This window comes from Enterococcus malodoratus (assembly GCF_027659535.1).
In the GTDB taxonomy this organism is placed as follows: Bacteria; Bacillota; Bacilli; order Lactobacillales; family Enterococcaceae; genus Enterococcus_A; species Enterococcus_A malodoratus.
Map to the genome: position 1 here is coordinate 165,524 of NZ_JAQDPG010000007.1, position 19,920 is coordinate 185,443.

The 19,920-nt window shown below is 39.0% G+C and carries 20 protein-coding genes and 1 other annotated feature; of the genes, 16 read left to right on the forward strand and 4 right to left on the reverse strand.

Annotated features, from left to right (window positions below; all coding sequences use genetic code 11):
• Positions 1-5 precede the first annotated feature (5 nt).
• The 3 genes from PGP85_RS13010 to PGP85_RS13020 all read left to right on the forward strand — a co-directional run bounded on the left by PGP85_RS13010 (position 6) and on the right by PGP85_RS13020 (position 2,262).
• Positions 6-1,313, forward strand: a complete 1,308-nt coding sequence (locus tag PGP85_RS13010; RefSeq protein WP_010739955.1) for an ATP-binding protein — start codon at positions 6-8, stop codon at positions 1,311-1,313.
• Between the two features lie 117 nt (positions 1,314-1,430).
• Positions 1,431-1,886 carry a hypothetical protein gene (locus tag PGP85_RS13015; protein WP_010739954.1) on the forward strand — a complete coding sequence of 152 codons (456 nt, stop codon included), beginning with the start codon at positions 1,431-1,433 and terminating at the stop codon, positions 1,884-1,886.
• Positions 1,879-2,262 carry a CPBP family glutamic-type intramembrane protease gene (locus tag PGP85_RS13020; RefSeq protein ID WP_034709987.1) on the forward strand — a complete coding sequence of 128 codons (384 nt, stop codon included), beginning with the start codon at positions 1,879-1,881 and terminating at the stop codon, positions 2,260-2,262. Before PGP85_RS13015 ends, PGP85_RS13020 begins: the two co-directional genes overlap by 8 nt.
• A 39-nt stretch (positions 2,263-2,301) precedes the next feature.
• Here PGP85_RS13020 and PGP85_RS13025 read toward each other — a convergent pair whose 3' ends face one another.
• The gene (locus PGP85_RS13025) at positions 2,302-2,550 is read right to left on the reverse strand and encodes a hypothetical protein (protein WP_244265973.1); all 249 of its coding nucleotides are present in this window, start codon (positions 2,548-2,550) and stop codon (positions 2,302-2,304) included.
• 64 nt (positions 2,551-2,614) lie between these two features.
• Positions 2,615-3,859: a multidrug efflux MFS transporter gene (locus PGP85_RS13030; protein ID WP_010739952.1), complete on the reverse strand. Its 1,245-nt coding sequence runs from the start codon at positions 3,857-3,859 to the stop codon at positions 2,615-2,617.
• A 244-nt stretch (positions 3,860-4,103) separates the two neighbouring features.
• On the opposite strand from PGP85_RS13030, the gene PGP85_RS13035 reads away from it, so the two are divergent.
• Positions 4,104-4,475 carry a DUF1033 family protein gene (locus tag PGP85_RS13035; RefSeq protein WP_010739951.1) on the forward strand — a complete coding sequence of 124 codons (372 nt, stop codon included), beginning with the start codon at positions 4,104-4,106 and terminating at the stop codon, positions 4,473-4,475.
• Positions 4,414-6,489, forward strand: a complete 2,076-nt coding sequence (locus tag PGP85_RS13040; protein WP_010739950.1) for a DNA topoisomerase III — start codon at positions 4,414-4,416, stop codon at positions 6,487-6,489. The genes PGP85_RS13035 and PGP85_RS13040 overlap by 62 nt, the downstream gene beginning before the upstream one ends.
• A 62-nt stretch (positions 6,490-6,551) precedes the next feature.
• On the opposite strand, the gene PGP85_RS13045 is transcribed toward PGP85_RS13040, so the two are convergent.
• A complete protein-coding gene (locus tag PGP85_RS13045; protein ID WP_270327873.1) occupies positions 6,552-7,262 on the reverse strand; it encodes a hypothetical protein in 711 nt (236 codons plus the stop codon).
• A gap of 32 nt (positions 7,263-7,294) precedes the next feature.
• Positions 7,295-7,477, reverse strand: a complete 183-nt coding sequence (locus tag PGP85_RS13050; protein WP_270327874.1) for a ketopantoate reductase family protein — start codon at positions 7,475-7,477, stop codon at positions 7,295-7,297.
• Between the two features lie 144 nt (positions 7,478-7,621).
• On the opposite strand from PGP85_RS13050, the gene PGP85_RS13055 reads away from it, so the two are divergent.
• The 11 genes from PGP85_RS13055 (at position 7,622) to PGP85_RS13105 (ending at position 19,809) form a co-directional block, all read left to right on the forward strand.
• Complete coding sequence (locus PGP85_RS13055) at positions 7,622-8,116, forward strand: TetR/AcrR family transcriptional regulator (RefSeq protein WP_090402752.1); 495 nt, start codon at positions 7,622-7,624, stop codon at positions 8,114-8,116.
• A 93-nt stretch (positions 8,117-8,209) separates the two neighbouring features.
• Positions 8,210-10,888 (forward strand): sigma 54-interacting transcriptional regulator, encoded by a 2,679-nt coding sequence (locus PGP85_RS13060; RefSeq protein WP_010739947.1) that lies wholly within the window; start codon positions 8,210-8,212, stop codon positions 10,886-10,888.
• Positions 10,889-11,008: 120 nt separating this feature from the next.
• Positions 11,009-11,326 carry a PTS sugar transporter subunit IIB gene (locus PGP85_RS13065; RefSeq protein WP_010739946.1) on the forward strand — a complete coding sequence of 106 codons (318 nt, stop codon included), beginning with the start codon at positions 11,009-11,011 and terminating at the stop codon, positions 11,324-11,326.
• A gap of 23 nt (positions 11,327-11,349) precedes the next feature.
• Positions 11,350-11,679 (forward strand): PTS lactose/cellobiose transporter subunit IIA, encoded by a 330-nt coding sequence (locus PGP85_RS13070; RefSeq protein WP_010739945.1) that lies wholly within the window; start codon positions 11,350-11,352, stop codon positions 11,677-11,679.
• Between the two features lie 11 nt (positions 11,680-11,690).
• Positions 11,691-12,833 (forward strand): GNAT family N-acetyltransferase, encoded by a 1,143-nt coding sequence (locus PGP85_RS13075; protein WP_270327876.1) that lies wholly within the window; start codon positions 11,691-11,693, stop codon positions 12,831-12,833.
• 17 nt (positions 12,834-12,850) lie between these two features.
• Positions 12,851-14,110 carry a PTS sugar transporter subunit IIC gene (locus PGP85_RS13080; RefSeq protein WP_010739943.1) on the forward strand — a complete coding sequence of 420 codons (1,260 nt, stop codon included), beginning with the start codon at positions 12,851-12,853 and terminating at the stop codon, positions 14,108-14,110.
• Positions 14,111-14,323: 213 nt separating this feature from the next.
• On the forward strand, positions 14,324-15,712 hold the full coding sequence (locus PGP85_RS13085) for a glycoside hydrolase family 1 protein (RefSeq protein WP_270327879.1): 1,389 nt from the start codon (positions 14,324-14,326) through the stop codon (positions 15,710-15,712).
• Between the two features lie 20 nt (positions 15,713-15,732).
• Positions 15,733-16,824, forward strand: a complete 1,092-nt coding sequence (locus PGP85_RS13090) for a DUF871 domain-containing protein (protein WP_010739941.1) — start codon at positions 15,733-15,735, stop codon at positions 16,822-16,824.
• A gap of 80 nt (positions 16,825-16,904) precedes the next feature.
• Positions 16,905-17,130, forward strand: a binding site (T-box leader).
• 487 nt (positions 17,131-17,617) lie between these two features.
• Positions 17,618-18,259, forward strand: coding sequence for an amino acid ABC transporter permease (locus PGP85_RS13095; RefSeq protein WP_010739940.1), 642 nt, complete (start codon positions 17,618-17,620; stop codon positions 18,257-18,259).
• 13 nt (positions 18,260-18,272) lie between these two features.
• The gene (locus PGP85_RS13100; protein WP_010739939.1) at positions 18,273-18,908 is read left to right on the forward strand and encodes an amino acid ABC transporter ATP-binding protein; all 636 of its coding nucleotides are present in this window, start codon (positions 18,273-18,275) and stop codon (positions 18,906-18,908) included.
• A 73-nt stretch (positions 18,909-18,981) separates the two neighbouring features.
• Positions 18,982-19,809, forward strand: coding sequence for an amino acid ABC transporter substrate-binding protein (locus tag PGP85_RS13105; RefSeq protein WP_270327881.1), 828 nt, complete (start codon positions 18,982-18,984; stop codon positions 19,807-19,809).
• Positions 19,810-19,920 lie beyond the last annotated feature (111 nt).

A 19,920-nucleotide genomic window follows, 5' to 3' on the forward strand; every position in this document is an offset into this window, starting at 1 on the left:
AAAGGATGAAGCTTGCTGGATTATTTGAACTGATCAAATCAGTCAACGATATTTTTATTGTCAGCGTCTTTTTCTCGTGCTATTTAACTGGACATTCCCTTAACTACTGGCAGAAGCATCGATTAAAAGGAGTGGCTTCTGTTCTTACAGTAATAACCGCCTATTTAATCAGAAACATCAGCCCGCTTTATCTATCTTTCGGTTCCTTCTATATGCTAGTCAATATTATTACATACGTTTTTCTAATGTATAGTATTGGATATTATTTTTTTAAAGGGCGAGCAGCAACGAAGTTTTTGCTGATTTTCCTTTCAATGATCATTCTATTGTTTTTTGATTTCTTGGTTTATTTAATTATTCAAACTATTTTTGGAATCAATTATTTTGATTCCAATCAGCTGTCTTATGCTTATGGCGGGATATTTGCCAGTCAGTTTTTACAATTGATTGCCGTCTTTCTTTTAAGAGCTAAACGCAAGGCACCATTATCCAGTCATGGAAGTAGTCGTTTCTATTTATTACAAGTCATCATTCCTTTTTTAACGAGTCTCTTTTTTATTATTTATCCCGTCTTCATTGAACAGAAGGCGCAAAACGATGATGCGCGTTTTTTTGTGGTTGTTCTATTATTTGCCGTTATTAACTTGGTGCATTTTGTGGTTCTTGAAATCCATCAGAAGCTGGAAAAGGAAAACTACGAGAACCTTTTTTTAGTTCAGGAATTCGCCCATCGAGAAGAGTATTATCAACAAATGGAAAACCATCAAGCAAAAATTCGCGGGATTCGTCATGATTTAAAGAATCAACTATTATCCTTAGTTACCGATAATATGGAATCTGAATCACAGATCGAACAATTATTGGAAGAAGTTATTGAGGTAGAGGAATGTCTATTTACTCAAAATAGCGGCATTAATCAACTATTGAGCAATAAGTATCAGCGAGCGAAAGAAAGCAATATCCAAACGAACTTTGAAGTAAAGGTTCCCACGGAGATGCAGTTTGAAATGCGTGATCTGGGAGCGCTGATCGGGAATGCAGTGGATAATGCAATCGAAGCCTGTCAAAGATGTTCCAATGAACGTGAATTGGATCTGAAATTGATTTATTTTAATCATATGCTGCTGTTGGAAATCGAAAATAGTACGGCGGAACAGGTGACGGACTTTAAAACACAAAAGAAAAAAGCCATCGAACACGGCTTTGGGGTGAAGAGCATCCAAGCAATTACTGAAAAGTATCACGGAGATCTGATTTATGAGGCTAAAGAACATTCTTTTCGTTTAGAGCTGTCGATTTGGGAGCCCAACTAGACAAAGGTGAGTTGTTACACGAAAAAGGGTCAAACGTTACATTTTACTAAAAAGTCTAATTTTTCCTTCTATACTAAAGTCAGTTAATAAATGACACGAAATTAGGAGGAAATAAAAATGATGAATACTAAAGTAGAGGGTTACAAACCGGGGGAATTCTTTGGCTGGGTGTTTTTGATCACATGGGGGAGCTGGTTAATTGCCGCTTATCTGAGTTACAATCACCCCGATCCCGATTTTTACTCAATCTTTTTGATCCCAGGCTTGTTTGCACCAGTCCTTGTGACGATCGCCTTTATTGCGATGCCGAAAAATCGTCAAATCAGAAAAGATTTTTTTCAGCGGCTATTCGATATGAAAAAAATTAATCTAGCGCCGTTGGTAAAAATTTGTTTGATCATGGGCTCTTCCGTTGTACTTGCAATCCTTGTTTCAGTTCTTTTAGGCGGATCAATCGAACAATTGCAGCTATCAGAAGATTTCAAGTTTTCAGCGGGTTCGATTCCTGTGCTTATGGTGATGATTATTGCACCGATACTAGAAGAAATTGGTTGGCGCGGATGCGTTGCTTAATCGTTTTAGCCTGCTTACTGGTTCGATCATGTTTGGTTTCCTTTGGTCAATTTGGCACTTGCCGTTGATGTTCGTAAAAAACTACTCGATGAATTTGTTGTTACAAGAAAATGTTTGGTTTGCGGTCAACTACTTTGTAAGTATTATTCCATTAGGGATCATTTTGAATTGGCTTTATGTAAAAAGCAATCGCAGCACGATGGCCTTGATCATTTTCCACATCTTCTTGAATTTTATGCAAACGTCGACTCAAATGACCGAATGGACGAGCTGTATTCAGACGGTTATCATCATCAGCATTGCTGGTTTGGTTGTGCTGACAAATAGAGAAATGTTCTTTCCAAGTTTGAGAATCTACTCTGAACTTGAAGTCTAATAAAAATAGTCACTGTCAAAATTCGACAGTGACTATTTTTTATGCAAGGCTTTGGGCAAAATGGGCCATTGCGACTTTAACTTCATTTAGTTTCTCAGGTTTGATTAAAGGAAACAATTTTTCTTGGAGTTTTTTGAACTCATGCAGGCTCAGTGCACCAGTTTCTTGATCAGCAAAACTTTTGACCAAGATTTCTTTTGCTTCATTTTCTTTTCCTTCAATTGTATTGTTTAGGAAAAAGTCTAGAAATTTTAGTTGTCCATCAAGCATCTTCTTCACTTCTTTCATTAGAATCATTTATTAGTATAAAAAATTAACGAAAAAGTTGCCATTAATATGTCTTGAAACCGAGTTAGTTTCTTGCGTTTGATGGTATTTTTTCAGCGATCTCTTTAGTATTGCGATGAACCAATAAATAATTAGTTAAGACAAGCGCAGAAGTTGAGATGAAAACGCCGCGATAGCCAAAGATCGAAGAAACACTAGAACCAATCATCGGACCTACAACGTTACCGGCTGCTTGGAAAGATTGATTGTAGCTAAAAATTCTTCCAGCGGCTTCTTGCGGTGAATATTTTGTGATCAGAGCTTGAACCGCAGGTAATAGACAGGCATCGGAAATACCAACCAAGAATCGCAGAAAGGCCAGTTGCCAAACATTTGTAACGATCGACATTGGTAAAAAGACAAGCATAGCAAAAATCAAACCAATACCTAAGATTTTCTCGCTGCCAATTCGGTCGCCAAGTCGACCAAAACGTGGCGCTGCGATCAGAGTTGCAATCCCGGGAATCGAAGCAATGATTCCGCTGATCAAAGTGACGTTTCCGTGGTTGTGCATTAATTGTCGAATATATAAACTGATGATTGGACTGATAGAATTATTTGAAGCTTGAATAATTAAAGTCGTGATGAACATGCCGATGACGACATGTGGGTATTTCAAACTATGAAATATTTCTTTTGCCGGAAGCATATCTTTTTTCTCAACGGGTGTAAATTCTTCATGAACGAAGAAGAGGCTGAGCAGGAAGACTAAAAATAAAATACTGCCGGTGATAAAAAAGGTTAAACGATAACCAAAAATAGAAGCAGTAATTCCACCAACAAGGGGGCCAAGCAAATTCCCAGTGACAGCGCCAGTCGCTAAAGTACCGAGAACTTGTCCACTTTTTTCCCGCGGAGTACCCGTAGCAACTAGAGCAGTCGCATTACTGATATAGCCGGAAAAGACGCCTTGTAGTAAACGCAGACCGATCAATTGATAGACATTTCCAACAAGACCCATCAAACTGATGACGATCGCCATACCAAGTGATGCTCGCAGCAACATTAGTTTTCGCCCTTTTTGATCGGCTAGTCTTCCCCATAATGGTGAGACGATCGCGGTAATCAAGAAGGTCGAAGAAAAGGTGATCCCGCTCCAAAAATTCAATTGCTGATTTGTATAGCTGCCTAATGAATCTATGTATAGGGACATAAAGGGCATAACAAGACTGAATCCAATACCAGCCATGAATGTGCCGAACCATAAAACAATTAAATTCTTTTGCCAAGTGGGACGTGGTTGAAATAATTTACTTTTGATTTTACTCAAATTAAAAAATGCCTTCTTTCAATTTTATGAAAATTTCAGAATCGGTTTTCATTATAACTCGCTCGCAGACCATGTAAAATTCTACCGCTTTATGTTAGGATAGAATTAAGGAAAAAACAATATTTTTTTCAAAAAAAGTTTTGTGGATATTTAGATTTTTCTTGAACTTGTTTCAACCGAGGGCATTTTTCTTGAATTTTTATTTCATGATACTTATGATTGAGGTGGAAAGAAGGGTAGCGGGATGTATCAAGTAATTACCATGTATGGCGACAATGAACCTTGGTGGTTCTTTGAAGAGTGGCAGACAGATATTCAAGAGACCGCAACTTTTGATGATTTTGATGCGGCAACGGCTTATTATGAGCATCGCTGGAATGAGCTCCAAAAGTCCAATACATATAGCAATGCAAAACATAACTACTTAAGCGCATTTTGGAAAGACCAAGATGAACGCTGGTGTGAAGAGTGTGATGATTATTTACAGCAGTATTGGGGTCTTGCGCTATTAAAGGATGAGCAGCCGTTAACGGTTGACAGTAGAAAGGAATTTTATGAAACAGCTAATTATAGCGGAAAAGCCAAGCGTTGCAAGAGACTTGAGCAAGGTGCTTAACGCCAATCAAAAGAATAAAAATTATTTCGAAGGACCCAATGTTATCGTGACTTGGGCCCTTGGTCATTTATTGGGCTTAAAAATGCCAGAGGATTTAAACAAGGAGTGGCAAAGTTGGCAAATGGAGACGTTGCCGATGATTCCTAAAAATATCGGAATCAAGCCATTGCCTAAAACAAGAGGCCAATTAAAGTCGATTCAGCAATTAGCGAAACGTAAGGATATTTCTGAAGCAGTGATCGCTACAGATGCTGGACGTGAGGGAGAACTAGTTGCTCGTTGGATTTTGGAGTATGTCCGCTTTGACAAACCCGTGAAACGATTGTGGATCTCGTCCCAAACCACTAAAGCGATCAAAGATGGCTTCAAAAATATCAGACCAGCAAAAGAGTACGATAATTTGTATTATTCTGCTCTCGCACGGGCAAAAGCGGATTGGCTTGTTGGACTGAATGTTACGCGAGCATTGACTGTAAAATATGAAGACAGCTTATCGGCTGGGCGGGTTCAAACACCAACACTTGCGATGGTGCGTCAACAAGAAAAGAAAATTGAACAATTCCGTCCGCAGAATTACTTTGTGATTTCGTTAGATGTCGCAGGCCAAAAGGCGAAGTTAAACCAAAAAAATCCTTACGGTATTACTGATCGCGAAGCGGCTGAAAAACTCGTTAAAGAAATGTCGCAGCAAAAAGGTACAGTAACGGATATTACTGAAAAAGAAAAAACAGAGCCCGCACCGCTGCCGTATGATTTAACAGAAATCCAACGGGAAGCGAATGCTCGTTACCAGTTTTCTGCGAAAAAGACATTATCACTAGTTCAAAGTTTGTATGAAACGCATAAAATCGTGACTTATCCGCGAACGGATAGTAAATACTTAACAAATGACATGAAAGCGACCATGAAGGAACGTTTACAGGCAGTGGTTGATTTTGCGCCAGAAGTTAAGACTTATATCAAACACGGGGCACAGGTAAAACAAAAGCGGGTTTTCCAAGACAACAAAGTAACGGATCACCACGCATTGATTCCAACGGAACAAAGACCGCGTTTTGAAAAATTATCCACCGATGAACAACGAATCTATAATATGATCGTGACCCGTTTCCTAGGTCTATTCGCCGAAGCTCATAAAGAAAGTCAGCAAAAAGTGACGGTGGCGTTCCAAAAAGAAACCTTTACTTTCCGTCAAAACAAAGTTTTAGTGGCTGGCTGGAAGCCTGCTGAAGAAGCGAAAAAAGCCGTTCAATGGTCAGAGGGAATGAAGATTGTACCAAGTTTTACAATCGAGAAAGCTTTAACTACACCACCAAAACCTTTGAACGAAGGCACTTTGCTTGGGAAAATGGAGAAACATAGCCTGGGAACACCCGCGACTCGTGCGGAAATCATTGAAAAATTGATCAAATCAGAATTGATGGAACGGACCAATACCGGTCTATTAGTTTCACCCAAGGGTAAACAGTTATTAGAACTAGTTAACCCATCACTTGTAACACCGGAACTAACGGAAAAATGGGAAAAACAATTAGAAGCGATCGCTGATGGCAAATACAGTAGCAAACAATTTTTACAAGAGATCGAAGCAGATACGAAAAAGCTAGTTAGTGAAGTCAAACATAGCGATAAAAAATATCAAGACTTCTCCATTACTGCGAAGAAGTGTCCAGAGTGCGGATCGCCTTTACGAGAGAAAAACACGCGCGATGGGAAAATCTATAATTGTACCAATCCTGAATGTAATTATCGTCGACGCAAAGATCCGAAAGTCTCGAATCATCGTTGCCCGCAATGTCACCGCAAGATGGAAATCATTGATGGTAAAAACGGTTCTTATTTCCGTTGTAAATACGATGGAACCACCGAAAAAATGTTGGATAAAAAAGAACGTTCGAAAAAAATGACGAAGCATGAAGAACGTCGTTTATTGAAGAAAATCAATGATCAAGAAGAACCACAAGAAAGTCCGTTGGCTGCTGCATTAAAAGCAGCGATGGAAGATAAAAAATAGTCCAAAAGCATCGAAGGTTGTAATTTCCCTTCGATGCTTTTTATTTTATATAGTAAGAAAATTTAGCTTGAATGTTCATATTTCTTTTTTGCTGATTGTAATAAGGCGTCGAGTTGCGAGTTTTCAGAAATCTGATACCGCTCGAAAGTGTTGATCAAGTGATATATCTCTCGGAAGCTTCCCTGAACCAGGCTGCTGATAGGCAAACGATAATAGATTGAAAAGAACAGCTTAGTGAGACGTGGTCGACTAAAGAAATTCCGTTGTCCCTTTGGTAATACTTCAGCACCAGATAGTTCTAAAAGGTTATACGCATCCCGCAAAGCAATGGATACCGCAGAAAAATCACCAGATTTGCGGATTTTTGCTGGCGATGGGCCATAAACATATTCAAATGAGTTTTGGATCATGACTAAGATGGCGTGACTTTTTAACCAATCATCGATCTTGGGGTCATAGCTCCAAGCATAGTTTGTTCCGTGAAATACATCATCCAACATCTGAGCAATCGCAAAATCAGTGTGCAACGATCCAACTTTCATCTTTCCCTTTCCAAAGCGCAACACAGAGATTCCTTTTTCTGTATTGGTTCCTCCGGTCATTTGAAAGCCAAAATAAATCCTTTTCGGCTGGCTGCTTTTTTCTTGTAGTTCTTTTTCTAGCGCGGTAGCCTCCAATTGGTTGCCGATAAAAAGAATCGTAGAGCTGCTGTTTTTTACTAAAGGTTCAATAATTGCCGGAAAATCACTGTATTTCATCGTGACAAAAATCAAGTCATACTGATCATCTGGCTGAAGTGTTTCAATTACACGTACAGTGTGTTCTTCGTTTGTTTTCGTTGGATTGAATGGTTCAGTATTAAACCATTTGTTAGTAATTCCTTCTTTCTTTTTCCACGAGCTAATAGTGTGACCTCGTTACTTTCATTAATGAGTGAATGGGCTAAAAAGCTTCCTTGAATGCCCGCACCATAAACCAATATCTTCATCTTTTCATTCCTTTCGAAAATCAACAGGTGTTGATTAATCAACTTGTGTACACTATAATAAAATGGCAACTGAAAAGTTACAATCAACAAAATCTTGTTTTGTTGAATACTGAACAGAAATGAATAAATGATTGGAGCAGAGGGATGGATCGACGGAAACGTAAGACGCAAAAGAATATCACGGCAGTTTTCTATCAGCTTTTAAAGAAAAAAAGTTACGAAGAAATATCAGTCAGTCAGATTTGTCAGGTGGCCGATATCAATCGTGGTACGTTCTATCTTCATTTCATTGATAAGGACGACCTGCTCGAGAAAAGTATCAGTCATGAAATGCAGGAATTGGTCGAATACTGTGAAGGAAATGGTGAAACGAGTAATCAGCTAAAATTAGAAAAGACGTTTGAATATATCACAGAACATCGTGAAGAATTGAGACGATTGCTTGGCGCAGATAAGCAAGGATTCTTTGCTCAGTTTCAAATTGAATATTTGATGGAGCAAATGACAGATCAATCGCCGTTAACAAGCATTTTCTTTGCCCATGGACTTGTTGGATTGCTGGAATATTACTTGATGAATGATATATCTGAGGTTGAAATATCTGAGGAGTTGGAAAAGTTGACCTATTCCTTTCGTTAAGGGGATCTATTTTCTTCAAGGATATTTAGTAGAAATTTAAAAAGAAAAGGGTTACAATGTAAATGGTTTATACCAATTTCGGGAGGGATTTTTTTGAAATCAAGAAAAGATGAAGTGTTAGAAGCATTGAGAGCAAATCCTAACGAACAAACGGCCCAAGAGTTGGCGGATCAAATGGGGGTTGACCGAACAAATGTCAGCCGCTACTTGAATGAATTGACAAAAGACGGTACTGTAAAAAAAATTGATGGACGCCCTGTGAAGTTTCAGGTGGTCACGGTGTCTTTGGAAAAACATATTAATTTTGAAAATCTGATTGGTCGTGATGAATCTCTTAAGAGTCAGATTCAAAAATCAAAAGCGGCTATTTTATATCCTCCGCGCGGATTGCATACCATCATTTTTGGTGAGACTGGAACGGGGAAGACGATGTTCGCGGAATGCATGTATCGTTTTGCCGTTTCTGCGAAGGTTTTGGATGATACTGCACCGTTTATTACATTTAATTGTGCGGATTATGCACAAAACCCGCAGCTTCTTTACGGCCATATTTTTGGAGTGAAGCGTGGTGCCTTTACTGGTGCGGAAGAAACACGGACTGGTTTGATGGAACAGGCCGATGGCGGAATTCTCTTTTTGGATGAAATCCATCGGTTGCCTCCAGAAGGACAAGAAATGCTTTTTACATTTATTGATAAAGGAACCTTTCGTTCTTTGGGCGACGGGCAGGAAAAGCAAGCCTCTGTTCAAATCATTGGGGCGACGACAGAGACAAGCTCAATGTTTTTATCCACATTCAATCGACGTATTCCGATGCAGATAGAGCTGCCCTCTTTAGCAGATCGATCGTTGGATGAACGACTGGCAATTATCAAAGAATTTCTGCAACAAGAAGCCAATCGTTTAATGCAGGAGATTGCGATTGATAAACGGAGTTTGTTGGCTTTCCTTCTATATAATGCTGAAGGAAATATCGGTCAGCTAAAACGAGACTTAAAATTGGTTTGTGCCAAGGCCTTTCTTCATCATCAAACCAATAGTGAATCTGAGAAATTGATGATTGTAGAAGAAGACCTGCCATTAGTCGTACAAAAAGGTCTGTTGCGGATGAATGAGGTTCAAGACAAATTGACGCCTTTCATGGATAAGAAAAATCTATATTTGACTTTGAAGCCAGGGACCGAAGAAGTTGTTTGGGGACAAGATCCAAATAAGGATATGGAAGTTTACCATTCGATTACTTATAAATTGGAGAAATTGGGTCGTGAAAATTTATCAGAGATCGATTTAGAAGAATTGATTTCTGATGATGTGGATCAGTATTTTGAGACCTATGTAGAGGAACTTTCTCATACGAATGCGTATCGAGAAATTATTTCCGATGATTTATGGAAACTGGTCAATGAATTGTATGATTTTGCCTCCAACCAAATGAATCGCGAATATGATGAAAAGGTTCGTTTTGCTTTTGCATTGCATATCAATTCGACAATAGAACGGATTCGCGGCAATCAATTCATTTCTCATCCCAATTTGAATGATATCCGCCGCAATTATTCCAAGGAGTTTCAATTAGCGATCGAATTTTCTAATCGAATCGAGGAAGCTTATGCGATCATGATCCCCTTAGATGAGATCGGATTTATCACGATGTTCCTAACCATGGACAATCAGGAAGAACAAAAAGTTGATGAACGGCAAGTCGCAGTACTAGTCGTCATGCATGGAAAGTCGACGGCTTCGAGTATGTTAGAAACCGTTCAGGAACTTTTAGGGACAACACATGGAATTGCTTTTAATATGCCGCTGACTTTGAATACTGAAAAAATGTATGGTCAAATCAAAAATTATATACAAAGCAAACGAGAGGAATTTTCGGAAGGGATTATTCTTTTGACCGATATGGGGTCACCAAATAACTTTGGCAATCTTATATTCCATGAAATGGGAATTCGTACGCGAGTGATATCAATGGCGAGTACAATGCTGGTATTGGAAAGTTTACGTTTGGCGACGTTGAATCGTTCGTTAGAAGAAATTTATACGAGTGTCATCTCGATGTTTCAAACGATGGTTCGCTTAGAGGAGCCTACGCCTAAGGATGAGAAGAAGGTCATCATCGTGGCTTGTTTTACTGGTGAGGGTGTGTCTAAGCGATTAAATGAAGTGGTCTCTCAGATCGTTAATTTGGAAGAATTTGAGATCATTCAGATGCAATCGCTGGAACGTGAAAGTTTTAAACATCGGATTGATCAATTGATTACTCATAAGGACATTGTCGCGATCGTAGGGACGATGGAGATTCATTACCAAAAGATTCCTTTTGTGCCGGCAATGAATTTATTTAAACGAGAAAAGATTTTAGAATTTCAGGATTTGTTAGGGAGCACAATCACGCTGCCAGAGATGGTGGATTCTCTAACCAAAAACTTTTCACCGGAGTTAGATGTCAAAACGTTGTTTCTATTAATTGATGATGTTTTGCAGCTGATCCGTAAAGATCAAGAGCTGATTATTGAAAATACAGCAATGCAGGCATTGAGTGTTCACATCGCCTTCTTGGTTGATAAAATCAAAAAAAGTGAAGAACGACCAAGTTTTGAGAATGTTAAATATTTTCATCAGCAGCATCAGTTACGATTTAATCAAACCGCGGCTAATCTGTCATTGATCGAAAAACAATTCGATGTTCGCTTTACTGAAGACGACATCGCTTACATCGTTAAGACGCTTGAAGATAATCGAGTTGAACTAGGATTGCACAGTGTGTAATCCTAGTTTTTTTGTGTGTAAGATGAAAACCTTATCACGACAGCTTGTGTGCGGCCAAAAAGTTGGCACGCGAATTGCTTTATATAAAGTGAACAATAAAAATATTAAGGAGTGTCAAATATGAAAAGAATTATGTTAGTTTGTGCAGCAGGAATGAGCACTAGTTTATTAGTAACAAAAATGGAAAAAGCATCAGAAGCAGCAGGATTAGAATCAGATATCTTTGCAGTCTCAGCATCAGAAGCAGATGCAAAATTAGAAGATGCAAGCAAACCAGTTGATGTTTTATTGTTAGGCCCACAAGTTCGTTTCATGAAAGGCCAATTCGAAACAAAATTAGCTGACAAAGGTATTCCAGTAGCAGTTATTGATATGAAAGATTACGGCATGATGAATGGCGAGGCTGTTTTAAATACTGCGCTAGAACTTATGAAATAGGAAGTAGAAGGGGAGCTAAGCAAATGAGCGAAACAATGAGTCAAGAACAATTAGAAGCAGTGATGGGGTTGATCATCAATGCCGGCAACGCGAAGAGCGATGCGATGGAGGCGATTCAAGCAGCTAAAGTAGGCGACTTCGCCCTAGCTCAAGAAAAACTTACCGCGGCAGATCAAGCTTTAGTTGAAGCCCATCATTCTCAAACAGGGCTGTTAACCGAAGAAGCGAGTGGCAATCCAATGACAGTAACTCTTTTGGCCGTTCACAGTCAGGACCACTTGATGACTAGTATCACCTTTAACGACATGGCTAAAGAAGTCGTTGATCTTTACAAACGTTTGGGGAACGAATAGGAAGTGATCCCATGAAATTAGCTCGTGATCAAGAATCGTTGAAAGCGATCACAGGTTTAATTGAATACGCTTTTAGAAAACAGCAAACAATCATTGATGATCCGCTCTTTTTATCCCGCTATGAACATGCAGATTGTTATGGTGTGTATCAAGAGGATGAATTGACTAATTTAGTTATGGCGAATCATTTTGAGATTCAACTTTTTCAGCAAAGAGTCAAAATGGCTGGTGTTGGTTACGTAGCCAGTTATCCAGAATACCGAGGCAAAGGCGGCATTAGCAGTATTATGGCCGAATTATTGTCTGATCTATACGAACAGGGCGTGGCGGTTTCTCAGCTAGCTCCTTTTTCAGAAGATTTTTATCGGCAATTTGGATATGAGCCTACAAGCCGCAGAAAAACATATCGCATTCCAGCACTAGCCTTTAGTTATTTGACAAGTGAAAGAAGGGGGAATGTCAAACGTGGAACCTGGCAGCAGATGAAGCCAACGATCCAATCAATATATCAGCATTTGCTGATGCAGCAGCAAGTCGGAACGGTTGTCCGTGAAGATTGGTGGTGGGAACGACTAAATGAGTATTACCCGCACCGTTTTTATGCCGTAGCTTACGATGATTCTGGTGCAGAGAAAGGCTATATTATCTATCGAATGCAAGGCAACACGCTAGTAGTAGATGAGCTCGTCTATGAGAACGAATTCGCGTTGCGAAAATTATTAACGTACTTGAAATCCCATGTCTCATCATTTGAAGAATTTCTTTATCACGCACCTGTTCATGAGATAATTGAAAAATGTTTTCGGGAACAAGAATACTTTACGATTACTTTAGAGCCTTACATGATGAGTCGAATTATTGACATTGAGCAATTATTACCGAAACTTCCGATTTACCAAAAAGAAATTATTTTAGAAGTAACTGAAGATAGAGAATGTCCTTGGAATGTTGGTAGCTGGCTTGTCAGTCAGGGGAGTTGTCAAAAAGTACAAAAAGCAGGCGATATAAAAGCTTCGATTCATGGATGGAGTGAATTATTATTGGGAGAATTAACCTTAGCAGAAGCACTGTTTCTCGGTAAGGCAACAGCCTCAAAAGGGTTTGAAGCTGAGATTTTTCCAAAAGGTCGACAAAGTTTTTACGATTATTTCTAAATAGGGGAAACAAAAAAATGGATAAATTTATCAATTTTATGGAGAAACACTTTATCCCGCATGCGTCAAAAATCGGGAACCAGCGTCATCTGATAGCAATTAGGGATGCATTTACAGTAACCATGCCGTTAATGATTTTAGGGGCATTAGCGGTAATGCTTAATAACTTGTCACTAAGTATTCCAGCATTTGGTAAGTTCATGAACGGCATTTTCGGTGGGGATTCTTGGACAGGTTTCGGCGGTGCTGTTTGGAACGGAACATTTGGTGTTCTATCAGTCTTCATCGCTTTCTTAGTTGCCTATAACTTAGCGCATCATTATGGTAAAGATCCAGTAGGTGCAGGGGTTGTATCCGTTGCTTCTTTCTTTACTTTAGGTGCAGCAACTAGCGGAATGAACTCTACGGGGTTGTTCGTAGCGTTGATCGTAGGTATCATCGTTGCAGAAGTCTTCACTCGTTTAGTTGGTAATGAAAAGCTAGTTATCAAAATGCCAGATGGTGTGCCACCAGCAGTTGCTCGTTCATTCGCATCTTTATTCCCAGCGATGATCACTGTTTCAATCTTTGGTTTGATCGCAGCGATTATAGCCGGATTTGGTGTTAAAGATATGTTCGCTGAATTCTATGCATTGGTTCAAGAACCATTCATGGGCTTAGCTAACTCTTACGGTTCAGCACTTTTGATTGCTTTTATTACACCATTCTTGTGGTTCTTTGGATTACATGGTGCCAACATGATCGATCCGTTCATGCAAGCAATTAACGCACCAGCGATTGAAGCGAATGCTAATGCATTAGCAGCAGGAAAAGCAGCACCGTATATTGTTAACAAACCATTCGTCGATTCATTTGTAAATATGGGTGGTACAGGGGTAACAATTGGTTTAATCATCGCTATCTATCTAGTTGGACGTAAGAATAAACCATTTATGGTTGTAAACAACTTGGCTGCAGCACCGGGTATTTTCAACATCAATGAACCATTGATGTTCGGTTTACCGTTGGTATTGAATCCAATTATGTTTATTCCATTCATCTTGACACCTATGATCTGTATTTCAACTGCGTACTTTGCAACAAGCTTTGGCTGGGTGCCAGCAGCAACGGTTATGCCACCATGGGTAACACCACCAATTATTGGCGGTTTCTTGGCTACTCAAAGCTTCTCAGGAGCAATTTTAGCGGCAGTTAACTTGGTTATCTCAATCGTTATGTATGTACCATTCGTATCATTAGCAACAAGACAAGAACTAAAAAAAGTATCTGAAGCATAAGATTTATCTGGGGGGGTTATGGATCACTTGATCCCTAACCCTCTTTATCAATTTCTCTGTATTAAAAAAAGAAATAAATACCTTATTACGAGTTAGGATGTCAGTTCTACTTTGAATTTTTAAATCATTAGTAGAATGATATGCGTGACGAGCATCAAACTTATTTTTCTTAAAAGAAAAATAAATACCTTATTACGAGTTAGGAGATCTACAATGAAAACTTTTCCAAATAATTTCTGGTGGGGCGCTGCAACATCTGGCCCACAAAGTGAAGGACGCTTTAACAAAAAACATGCCAATGTCTTCGATTATCATTTTGAGATCGAACCGGAAAAATTCCACAATCAAGTCGGACCGGATGTCGCATCAAACTTTTACAACAGCTACAAAGAAGATATTCAGATGATGCACTCGATCGGTATGAATAGTCTGCGTACGAGTATCCAATGGAGTCGCCTGATTGATGATTTAGAAACAAATACTGTTAATCAAGATGCTGTAGACTTTTATAATAATGTGATTGATGCAATGGTGGCTGAAGGTATGACTCCAGTCATGAATCTGCATCACTTTGACTTGCCGGTAGAATTATATGATAAATATGGCGGTTGGGAATCGAAAAAGGTTGTAGATTTATATGTTGGCTTCGCAGAAAAATGTTTTGAATTATTCGGTGATCGAGTGAAATTCTTTGCAACACATAATGAACCGATGGTTGTAGTAGAGGGCGAATACCTATTCCAATTTCACTATCCTAATATCGTGGACGGGAAAAAGGCAGTACAAGTAGCCTATAATTTGAATTTGGCTTCGGCTAAAGCAATCCAAGCATTCCGCAAATTAGCTATCAAAGATGCACAAATTGGTACGATTCTAAATCTAACGCCAACTTATGCAGCTTCAGAGGCAGCAGAAGATCAAGAAGCAGCACGAATCGCTGAACTTTGGAACAACAAAATGTTCTTAGAGCCAGCAGTTTATGGTCATTTCCCTGCTGAGTTGGAAGAGCTGTTAACAAAAGACAAAGTTTTATGGGAAACAACGGATGAAGAAAAAGAAATCTTGAAGAACAACACAGTTGATTTTCTAGGCGTTAACTTCTATCATCCAAATCGCGTGAAAGCACCTGATGTGGCGCCGAACTCTGTGGGTGAATGGATGCCGGATCGTTATTATGATGCTTATGATATGCCGGGTCGTCGTGTGAACTTAGACCGCGGTTGGGAAATTTATCCAAAAGCACTTTATGATATCGCTGTGAACATCAAAGAAAATTATAAGAACATTCCATGGTACGTGTCTGAAAACGGCATGGGTGTTTCAAATGAAGAGCGCTTCAAAAATGCTGATGGTATAATCGAAGATGATTATCGAATCGATTTTGTGCAAGAACATTTGGAATGGCTGCATAAAGGAATCGAAGAAGGTTCTAATTGCTTTGGCTACCACATGTGGACACCAATTGACTGCTGGTCTTGGTTAAATTCTTACAAAAACCGTTATGGTTTTATTTCAAACAATATTCATACCCAAATCAAGACAGTGAAGAAATCTGGTTATTGGTTCAAAGAGGTAACTGACAAAAATGGTTTAGTAGACTAACCCAAAGAGGAGGAAAATAATTGAAACGTGAACTAGGTATTTCGGTATATCCCGACCATAGCGATCCGCAGGCGGACCGTGATTACATTAAAAAAGCAGCAGAGCTTGGCTATTCTAGAATTTTTATGAGCATGCTGGAAGTGACTGAGGGAAAAGAAAAGGTCGGCGAAAAATTTGGCGGCATTATCCATTACGCGAAAGATTTAGGATTTGAAACAGTCTTGGACATCGCGCCCTCAATTTTTGATGATCTAGGAATTTCCTACGATGATTTAAGCTTTTTTGCAGAGCTTGGCGCAGAAGGCATTCGTTTGGATGAAGGCTTTGATGGAAACAAAGAGGCCATGTTGAGTTACAATCCAGAAGGTTTGGCGATTGAATTGAACATGAGCAACAATGTCGCTTATCTTGATAATATTTTGTCTTATGAAGCGAATGAACCATTTATTTATGGCTGTCACAATTTTTATCCACAAGAAGGTTCTGCTTTGCCATATGATTTCTTTATCAGCTGCAGCGAACGCTTCAAAGGTCATGGTATCAAAACAGCGGCATTTATTACTAGTCATGATGCTGAATATGGTCCTTGGGATATTAATGATGGTCTGCCAACGTTAGAAATGCATCGTCATTTGCCGATTGATTTGCAGGCACGTCACATGTTTGCGACTGGCTTGATTGATACGGTGATTATCGGAAATGCGTATGCTTCTGATGAAGAATTAGAAAAAGTCGCAGCTGTTGATCGCTATAAATTAAGTCTAGGTATCGAATTTGTACCGGATGCAACAGAAGTAGAACGTAAAATCGTTGCTGATCCAAAACATTTCCGCCGCGGCGATATTACGGCGACTGCTGTTCGTTCGACCATGGTTCGGGTAAAATATGGCGATGTTGCAAATCCTGTTCACGACAATACACAAGAATTTCAGGTTGGAGATGTCGTAGTCGGTAATGATGATTTTGGAAAATACAAAAATGAATTACAAATTGTCTTGGAACCGCATAGTGATTCACGGAAAAATTTAGTTGGTAAAATTCCACAAGAAGAGTTGATTATGCTAGACTTTTTGAAGCCGTGGACAAAATTCAAATTTGTTTCTAAAAACTAAATTTGATAGGTATGATAAAAAGATGAAAGTTCTTTATTGACAAACCCGATAAAGGCGTGTAAAGTATGACTCAACTTAATCAAACGACAATGAAAAGAAGAGTAGCAATTTATTTGTTCCAAGAGAGTCTCTGGTTGGTGGGAAGAGACAGCAATCAATTGTGAACCACATCTTTGAGTCGATCAGCTGAAATCAGTAGGTTGGTCCGGGAGAGCCCGTTAGCGCAGAGGTCAGATTGACCAGTTGAGATCGTTTGTTGTGAGACGACGATAAAAAAAGGTGGAACCACGTATTTACGTCCTTTAGCCCTAGCGGCTAAAGGACTTTTTTTATTTCACCGACTGGACACTGACCTATCGAGGTTCTTTTCGTGAGAAAGGAACAAAGATGAGGTGGAACCACGTGTAAAACGTCCTCTGGTAGAGATACCAGAGGGCGTTTTTTTGCGAGTTACGCTTTTCGCAGTTTATTCAGAATACGAGCACTATTCACAGTATCTGAATAAATTATTGAGCGAATAGTTTAGCGGAATCGTATGCGTACGACAATAGAAATCTTTTTCTGTATTTTAGAAAAAGATTACCCAAACTGGAGCTGGCTAGAATTGTCAATGGGTCTAGTTGGATAGTATGCGTGGTGAGGTTAAAATTATTTTTCACGCCTTTTGAAAAATAATTTCATTAGTGGAAGCTAGCTGTCAATTACGCTATTCTGCCTAAACTGAAATCAACGGAGTCAAGATTAAGAAATTCGAAAGGCCGTACAACTTTCGATAACATGGAGGGATATTGGGATGAATTATTTGATCGAGGTCATGCCGCAATTATTACAGGGGGCATTGATTACACTGAAATTATTTGCTTATACGATATTGGGCTCATTGCCGCTGGGAATTTTATTATCGTTTGGGCTAGCGAGTCGTTTTAAACCATTACAATGGATTTTACGTTTTTATGTTTGGATCATGCGCGGTACACCATTATTATTGCAATTAATATTTGTATTTTATGGATTGCCATTAATGGGAATTATTTTTGATCGTTTTGAAGCCGCACTCTTCGCATTCGTTTTGAACTATGCTGCTTATTACGCCGAAATTTTTCGCGGCGGGATTCAATCAATTCCATTGGGTCAATATGAGGCATCAAAAGTGATCGGTTTAACGCCTGTCCAAACAATTACACGAATTATTATTCCTCAGGTTGTAAAAATCGTTTTACCGTCTGTTGGTAATGAAGTCATCAACTTGGTAAAAGATACATCCTTGGTTTATATCCTTGGATTATCAGATGTCATGCGGGCTGGTAAAATCGCGATGGAACGAGATACCACCTTATTACCATTATTTGGAGTAGCAATTATTTATTTGGCACTGACAGGTGTGACGTCAGTTATCCTGAAACAACTAGAGAATCGTTTGAACTATTATCGTTAGGCGGGTGGAAAAAATGATTGAATTAAAAAATGTAAATAAATCTTTTGGCAGTAAAAAAGTTATCAATAATTTAGATCTGGTTATTCCAGATGGACAAATATTAGCAATCGTTGGTCCTTCCGGTGGAGGAAAGACGACGCTGCTGAGAACCTTGGCTGGGTTAGAAACAACGGACAGCGGAACATTTTTATTGGATGGAGAGCCTTTTGATCCAACGAGCTCTAAAGAACAGGAGCAAGTGGTGGGCGTTGTTTTCCAAGATTTCCAACTATTTCCGCATTTGAGTGTATTAGACAATATCACGATCGGTCCGCGTCTAGTGTTGAAACAGGACAAAGAAACCTATACGAATAAGGCTCAACATTTAGCGAGTCTGTTAGGGATTGAGGAATTGTTGAGTAATTATCCTTATCAACTATCTGGCGGGCAAAAACAACGGTTGGCGATTGCTCGTGCTATGGCGATGAATCCCAAAGTGCTGGCCTATGACGAACCAACAAGTGCGTTAGACCCTGCGTTGCGTCAACAAGTAGCAAGTCTGATTTTAGAGTTGAAAGCTGATGGGGTCACACAGATTGTCGTAACCCATGATTTAGTATTTGCTGAAGAGATCGGGGATCATGTTTTGAAGGTAGAACCAATTAAATAAAATTGATTTGGTAGTGAGACTCAGTATTCTTTTTTTGAGTTTAAACATAAAGACAACACTAGGAGGAGAAAGTATGAAATTGAAAAAAATTGTTTTGGGAATGGTAGCGGTAGTAACTTTAGTAACTTTAACAGCTTGCGGCAAGAAAGAAGCCAGCGGTGACGACAGTTGGAAAACGATTGAGAAAGATAAAAAAGTGACGATTGGTTTAGATGATACTTTTGTTCCAATGGGCTTTAAAGATGAAGACGGAAAAATTGTCGGGTTCGATGTCGATTTGGCTAAAGCTGTCTTCAAAGAATACGATATTAAAGCAGAATTCCAACCGATCGATTGGTCTATGAAGGAAAATGAATTAGAAAACGGCACAATTGATTTGATTTGGAATGGATACACAGTAACAAAATCACGGGAAAAGAAAGTGTTGTTTACTGATCCTTATGCACAAAATGAACAAGTTTTAGTAACTAAGAAAGACAGTAATATTACTAAAGCGGAAGACATGAAGGGGAAAATCCTTGGTGCACAAGAAGGATCCTCTGGCTACGAAGCTTTTAACAACCAAGCGAAAACGCTGAAAGATATTGTTAAAGATAATGATGCTACTTTATATGCTAGCTTCAATGAAGCAATGATCGACCTTGAAAATGGCCGAATTAACGGACTATTGATCGATAAGGTTTATGCTGATTATTATCTAAAACAAGCCAATAAGCTAAACGATTATAATATTTTCAGTGTTGGGTTCAAAAATGAGAACTTTGCGGTTGGTGCCCGTAAAGGTGATAAAGAGTTAGTCAAGAAAATCAACAGTGCCTTCAAAGAATTACAGGAAAATGGAAAATACGGAGAAATTTCGAAAAAATGGTTTGGCGAAGAATTGTCTTTACCGAAAGAGTAAGCAGAAAATCTCTCTAAAACTGGACGTTAACAGCGATGTTGGGTTCGTTTTACCATTAAACTACGCAAACTTTATTTATCCATAAAGAAAAGGCGAGCAAAACTTTTGTTC